Annotated in this window: 8 protein-coding genes; 7 read left to right on the top strand and 1 reads right to left on the bottom strand. The window is 34.9% G+C overall.

Annotated elements, in window-relative coordinates:
* The first annotated feature begins 23 nt into the window (after nt 1–23).
* The 3 genes from SPD53_RS07800 (at nt 24) to SPD53_RS07790 (ending at nt 2,524) form a co-directional block, all read left to right on the top strand.
* Nucleotides 24–749 (top strand): class I SAM-dependent methyltransferase, encoded by a 726-nt coding sequence (locus tag SPD53_RS07800; protein WP_188856415.1) that lies wholly within the window; start codon nt 24–26, stop codon nt 747–749.
* A gap of 161 nt (nt 750–910) precedes the next feature.
* On the top strand, nt 911–1,981 hold the full coding sequence (locus SPD53_RS07795; RefSeq protein ID WP_188856414.1) for a serine hydrolase: 1,071 nt from the start codon (nt 911–913) through the stop codon (nt 1,979–1,981).
* 90 nt (nt 1,982–2,071) lie between these two features.
* Nucleotides 2,072–2,524, top strand: coding sequence for a GNAT family N-acetyltransferase (locus tag SPD53_RS07790; RefSeq protein ID WP_188856466.1), 453 nt, complete (start codon nt 2,072–2,074; stop codon nt 2,522–2,524).
* 243 nt (nt 2,525–2,767) lie between these two features.
* On the opposite strand, the gene SPD53_RS07785 is transcribed toward SPD53_RS07790, so the two are convergent.
* On the bottom strand, nt 2,768–3,184 hold the full coding sequence (locus tag SPD53_RS07785; protein ID WP_336252168.1) for a DUF1259 domain-containing protein: 417 nt from the start codon (nt 3,182–3,184) through the stop codon (nt 2,768–2,770).
* A gap of 506 nt (nt 3,185–3,690) precedes the next feature.
* On the opposite strand from SPD53_RS07785, the gene SPD53_RS07780 reads away from it, so the two are divergent.
* The 4 genes from SPD53_RS07780 (at nt 3,691) to SPD53_RS07765 (ending at nt 5,886) form a co-directional block, all read left to right on the top strand.
* On the top strand, nt 3,691–4,200 hold the full coding sequence (locus tag SPD53_RS07780; protein ID WP_156856668.1) for a GrpB family protein: 510 nt from the start codon (nt 3,691–3,693) through the stop codon (nt 4,198–4,200).
* A 3-nt stretch (nt 4,201–4,203) separates the two neighbouring features.
* Nucleotides 4,204–4,446: a GNAT family N-acetyltransferase gene (locus SPD53_RS07775; protein WP_336252167.1), complete on the top strand. Its 243-nt coding sequence runs from the start codon at nt 4,204–4,206 to the stop codon at nt 4,444–4,446.
* Between the two features lie 409 nt (nt 4,447–4,855).
* Entirely contained in the window at nt 4,856–5,209 is a 354-nt protein-coding gene (locus tag SPD53_RS07770) for a VOC family protein (protein ID WP_188856411.1), read from the top strand.
* Between the two features lie 122 nt (nt 5,210–5,331).
* Entirely contained in the window at nt 5,332–5,886 is a 555-nt protein-coding gene (locus SPD53_RS07765; RefSeq protein ID WP_188856410.1) for a GNAT family N-acetyltransferase, read from the top strand.
* Nucleotides 5,887–6,147 lie beyond the last annotated feature (261 nt).

Genomic DNA, 6,147 nt, shown 5'->3' with positions numbered 1-6,147 from the left:
TCCTGCTGAAGGGGGGAAATTAAATGAGTAATCCAATAAGAGAAATTTATAATAAACTAGCCGACGCTTATCAGCACGATACGGACTGGGGTAGTCCTTACAATGTATATTATGAACGCCCTGCCATGATGGCTGCATTGCCCTGCCAATTAAAAGGAAAAAAGGTACTGGATGCCGGTTGTTCAGCTGGCTGGTACTCTTCGCAACTTTTGGCTGGTGGAGCGGAAGTTACCGGTATAGACCTGAGCCCCAACATGATAAAAGCAGCACAGCATCGAATAGGGGATAAAGCAACATTCCTCTGTCATGATCTTGAAGAACCTCTTCCGTTTAATGATAATTCTTTTGATGTTATCGTAAGCTCACTGACGCTTCATTACATAAAAGAGTGGACGAACACCTTCCAGGAATTCAATCGCATTTTAAAAAGTGGTGGAACTTTGCTATTTTCTGTTCATCATCCATTTATGGATTTTACCCGGTACGAATGCGATGATTACTTTAAAAAGCAACTTCTATCAGAAACCTGGTATAAACCAAATATTACAATTGATGTGATCTTTTATCGGCGGTCTATGCAAGATATCGTGAATGAAACGACTGAATACTTCAATCTAGAAAAGTTGATTGAACCGAAGCCGGATGAATTGATGAAGAAAGTGAAGGAAGAGGCTTATCATTATCTCATGACTCATCCACATTTTCTTATTGTAAAAGCTATTTCAAAAAAGGGTGATCTAGATAAGTGAGATACAGGCGATTAGAGGGGAAAAATGGAAAGTACTATTGGAAATAGGTGGTAATGATTCATTTAATGGGGGAATAAGTGGTGAAGCTGAAAAGTTTCTTACCTGCATTTTTGGCAGGGGCAGGAAAAAAGGGTAAGTAAGTAGCTCAAAGGTTGGTGAAAATGAAAACTTTTATTATTGTTTTAGTGGTATTGCTAATTTTATTCATTCTTTTTATCATATCTGGAATAGCAATTAATAAACGCAATTTAAGGAAAGACAAGCATGATTTATTAAATTACTTTAAGAAGCATAAAGATAGGCTGTCTATTACGATTAAGGAAGATGGTATAGACACATTAACTATAAATTCTAATCAGAAATTTCCGTTAGCTAGTACGTTAAAAGTACTAATAGCGTTTAATTTTGTAAAGGCTGTAACAAATAAGAGATTTTCAATTAATGATAAAGTGGAATTAGATGAGCTTGATAAATTCTATCTCCCAAATACGGATGGAGATGCTCATCCTAGGTGGAAAAAGTCTATAAATAATCCCGCCGATGTTTCTCTAATGGAAGTAGCAAAGGGAATGATGCAGTTTAGTTCTAACGCATGCACAGATTTCCTCATAAACAAAATAGGAATAGATACAATTAACAATAGTTTAGATGCTCTCCAACTGGACAGCCATGATCAAATAACCTATTTAACTCCACCAATTTTAATGCCGCGTTATTTGTCAGATAAGAAAAAGATAGCTAGGCAACAATTAGAATCAATGGCAATACATAAATACCAGGAGTTGTCGAAAGAATTATTTGAAAAAATGACGACAGATGGGTGCAACGATCTTAAAGAAAACATGTTGAAAATGTTGGACCATAAGACACAACTCGCAATAACTAAAAAGATGCCTTCCTCAACCACAAGAGAATATGCTGATTTTATGTACGAATTAGGAGGAAATCTACTTAGCGAAAAGGAAAAAGATTTATTTAGTGAAATAGTGATTGGTAAGAACATCAAAAGTGAAGAGGATGCCTACTTTTGGTACAAAGGCGGAGCGACCATGTTTGTTTTAACATCTGCTTTATACAGAAAATTTTATGGTAATACTATCGCTGTATCTCTTTTTATAAAGGACGATACGGGTGGTGAGCTCTACTGGATAAGAAATATATTCAATGATTTTGTTATCAGTACGGCGCTAGATGCTGATTTTAGGGAAAAAGTAAAAGAATCGCTTCGTTAATTTATGTTGGAAAATATATTTATAGATTTAAAAGGAATAGCAAATGATATAGGATTTCGCATTTTGAAGTTTTGCAAAAGGAGATTTAAGATGAATATCAGGTTGTTAAATAAAGACGAAAACCCACCTATTGATTTGTTATTGCTAGCGGATCCCTCTCGAGAAATAGTGGAAGCGTATTTGGAAAAAGGAGAATGTTTCATTGGAGAAAGTGATAATCGCGTTATTGGAGTATATGTAATACTTCCGACCAGACCGGAAACTGTGGAATTGGTGAATGTTGCGGTTGCAGAAGAATTTCATGGTAAGGGTTTTGGGAAAACATTGGTAATGGATGCTATTCGAACTGCCAAAGAAAAAGGTTACAAAACAATGGAAGTAGGTACTGGAAATTCAAGTATCGGGCAGCTTGCACTTTATCAAAAATGTGGATTTAGAATTATTGGTGTAGATATAGATTTTTTCATTAGACATTATGATGAGGAAATTATTGAAAATGGTATTCAATGCCGAGATATGATTCGGTTATCTATGGATTTATAAAATTGTTTTCTAGAAATGATGGCTGCTGGGGGAGGATTAATAATTTAAAATAGGGGAATCAGAGTTCTTTAAAAAACATGTTTCTTATTTATCTACAGGGTAGAATATTAAGTACAATTGTTAACAATAAATGCAGATGCTCCAGATACAAACCAATATAATGCTGAAGTTAGATTAATACCTAAATAAAGAGGAATGAATGAACAGAAATAAAGCCATTGTGATAACACAATGGCTCGCTTATTAAAAAAGTCCTGCTTCTTTTGCGGCTGCAAAGCTATTCTTCGCAAATTCGAATGGATTCATTCCGACATTCTCCCAATGCAAATACATTAACCTCGGCTCTTCAAACAACCAGTGGTTATGAAATGCAGTTACGATAATCCCCCTTCTTTGTAATGCTCGAATCATAGGATTTACTTCCTTTTGAAGGATTACAGTTTCACCTAGATTTAAACCATTATTTTCAAAGGATAACATGAAAGGTAGGGCTAGTGGAGAACGCGTGCGGCGGCCTAAAATAGTCGCTCTAATATCATCTCGAAGACGCATTACCACACAAACAGGTTGCGCTTGAATAACCTCACCGCCAATAATATTTGCAAGTCTTTGACAAGTTGATTTTGATTTGGATTCCTCATCAATTTCTCTTCTATACATATGAATCCCTCCTTCTTTTTCATTCTCATTAAATAGTGTATTCGGAGATGTTAGATAGGTATAGACGAGTCATCCAGAGCAACCCCCCCTTTTATTCTTTGCTTTTAACGACTTCTACATCACTATTATTAATAGGTGGTGGAAGAAGTAAGTTTGTTAGAAGAGGTCTGTATATTTTTATTAAATAATGTAAGTTGTAGTTGGAGGATATATGTATTTAACAAACGGGCTCGAATTATCAGTTAATTGCTGGTATAACTAGCAATACATTTTAGATCCCTATTCCTTGGCCTATCATCCCTGCGTTATCATAAGATGGATACCGGACAGCAATGAAATTAAGTTCGATAATTTATAATGAAGAATGATCGTTTGGGATAAATTCCGATAATTCATAAAGAAGTTTGATACAATTAAGTTACAAATTGAAAGTGTATAGTTCTTAGTTGAACAAGAAATGATGATCATCCTTATAAACTGAAAATAAAAAGGTGGGATACAATAACGTGAAAGTTCGACTTACTGACTATAGTGAAGATTGGTCTTGCATGTTTCAGACAGAGGCAGCGTTTCTTACAACAGTATTTGGCGACTTGATAATAAAATGTGAGCATTTTGGGAGTACAGCAGTACGGGGGATGAAGGCAAAGCCTGTAATCGACATGATGTGTATCGTTAAATCCATAGAAAAGGTGGACTTTTTCAATGAGCAAATGAATTCTTTAGGATATGACGTTGCTGGGGAATGGGGAATTAAAGGAAGAAGGTTATTTCGTAAAGGCGGGGATAACAGAACGCATCATATTCATTTCTATCAATTTGATAACCCTGAAATTGCTAGACATTTAATTTTTCGAGATTATTTGAGGGCTCATCCACAAGAGGTAGCTAAATACAGTCGTTTCAAAGAAAAGTTGGCTCAACGCTACGATACGACAAGTCGTTATAGTCCAGCAAAAAAGAAATTCGTAAATGAGATGGAACAAAAAGCTCTTCGTTGGTATTTGGAAAGTTAGAAGATGGCATTAGGTGGGGATGAATACTACATCTTTGAGAATTTCACGAAAAAGAATAAAGCCTTGTTGGATGAACAATCTAAAGGTTTATCCTATTTTTACTTAATAAAGAATGAAGATGGCCTTATTTTGGGAAGAATAAACCTAGTAAATGTTGATAAAAATCAAGGTATAGGTCATATCGGTTATAGAGTAGGGGAATCATATATTGGCAAAGGTATCGCTAATAAATCGGTAAATTTGTAATTAACAACGATTAATAAGCAGGAGATTAAAGAAATTTTAGCGAAGACAACTACTGACAATATCGCCTCGCAAAGAGTTTTGGAGAAAAATGGGTTTAAGCATATAGCAACGAGTGATGAAACGTTTGAAATGAATGGAGAAAGTTTGAGATTTGTTTATTACAAGTGGACTAATTAGGATTTACCGGCAGCTATGTCTGCAATTGTTAAAGTAGGTGGTCCTATTCGATCGCTTTATTGTATAGTTTTAAACGTTATTTAATATATAGCAATCGTGCTGAAACTATCATACTGCTGGCAGGTAAAAATAGTTAGATTGAATTAGGCTGCAGTTTTATCTCTAGAAACTAGGATTTCATGATAATTACGTAGAATATTAAATAAGCACATAAAATTAGAGGAGTGTCTTGATGGAAAATCCTATCTTAAAACAAATCGGAACAGTATTTATCCCAGTAAGCAACATTCAAAAAGCGAGAGATTGGTACTGCGACATTTTAGGATTAAAAACAGAAGGGGAAGTTCAATTTGGTCATCTCTACGTTATACCCATGGAAGGGACAGGAATTGTATTAGATAGCAAGATTTATTCAGAAGATAGAACTTTTAAAACCCCAGCATTCCATTTCAATACAAAAGATATTGAGAAAGCATTTCATTTTATAAGCAATAAAGGAGTTAATTTAATTTCAGAAATCGAACATAATCATTATTTTAATTTCAAAGACCCCGACGGGAATATTTTAATGGTTTGCAAATGTTAATAGTATGCAAACGAGTCATATACTAGAAAGAAAATGACCTCTCAATTGTTGATACAGAGATTGAAAAGTTAAAGCAACAATCTTCTTTATAAAATTAAAAATTCTATGTTGGAGGGTTACAAATGAGAAAGGTAGCATTAGTACCTCATGATAAAAAATATGCAAAATTAATATCTTCACTCTCTTCAGCTCCACAGGTGAGAGAACCTCTAGGATTGACGGATGATCAGACATCGATAGACGGAACACTTGAATTTATCGAGTTTGTCCTAGAAAGTGAACGATTAGATAAGCTGTATTCGAGAGTAATCTTGAATGAAAACGATGAGTTAATCGGGGTAATAACCTTAAAAGAAATAGATAATGAGAAGAAGACCTGTCACATCGGAACTTGGATCGGCCATCCCTATTGGGGAAAAGGATATAATGAGCTGGCCAAAAAAGATATTCTATATACTGCTTTCACAGATCTTAACATGGAATATGTCTTCGCCGGTGCCAAGTTAACTAATATACGCTCTCGAAAAGCACAGGAAAAGCTTCCTTATGTAAAAATAGACGCACAATCTGAATTTCCTGATGAATATAAGAAATTGGTGCAACAGGTAAATGAACCTTGCCTATTAAACGTAATAGAAAAAGCTGCATTTCTTGATTGGTACTTAAAAAGTACTTGAGACCATTGATTTCTGATAGAATAGGGGAAACTGTGCCTCAACTAAGTAAGATACATTCTATTCCCCATATTTTCTATCTAAATTTTACAAATGTTGTTAGGACCTCTCTGCACGAACGCATTCAAATCTATCTCATTCAGTTGATTAGAATACCTCTAATCATCCGAACGCATTCAAATCTATCCCATTCAGACGATTAGAATACTTCTCATTCGAGCGATTAAAGATTAACTCCCGTATTTACTCAATTGAAGTCTTGGA

Origin of the sequence: Oceanobacillus sp. MO10714A, from assembly GCF_037072045.1 — a bacterium.
GTDB classification, from domain to species: Bacteria; Bacillota; Bacilli; order Bacillales; family Amphibacillaceae; genus Oceanobacillus; species Oceanobacillus indicireducens.
Note: the sequence above shows the minus strand (reverse complement) of the source record. Positions and strands in the feature narration are given on the sequence as shown.

Excerpts from the sequence above, each read along its gene's own strand:
- SPD53_RS07800 (WP_188856415.1), top strand. The coding sequence starts at position 24 with ATGAGTAATCCAATAAGAGAAATTTATAATAAACTAGCCGACGCTTAT.
- SPD53_RS07795 (WP_188856414.1), top strand. The coding sequence starts at position 911 with ATGAAAACTTTTATTATTGTTTTAGTGGTATTGCTAATTTTATTCATT.
- SPD53_RS07790 (WP_188856466.1), top strand. The coding sequence starts at position 2,072 with ATGAATATCAGGTTGTTAAATAAAGACGAAAACCCACCTATTGATTTG.
- SPD53_RS07785 (WP_336252168.1), bottom strand. The coding sequence starts at position 3,184 with ATGTATAGAAGAGAAATTGATGAGGAATCCAAATCAAAATCAACTTGT.
- SPD53_RS07775 (WP_336252167.1), top strand. The coding sequence starts at position 4,204 with ATGGCATTAGGTGGGGATGAATACTACATCTTTGAGAATTTCACGAAA.
- SPD53_RS07770 (WP_188856411.1), top strand. The coding sequence starts at position 4,856 with ATGGAAAATCCTATCTTAAAACAAATCGGAACAGTATTTATCCCAGTA.
- SPD53_RS07765 (WP_188856410.1), top strand. The coding sequence starts at position 5,332 with ATGAGAAAGGTAGCATTAGTACCTCATGATAAAAAATATGCAAAATTA.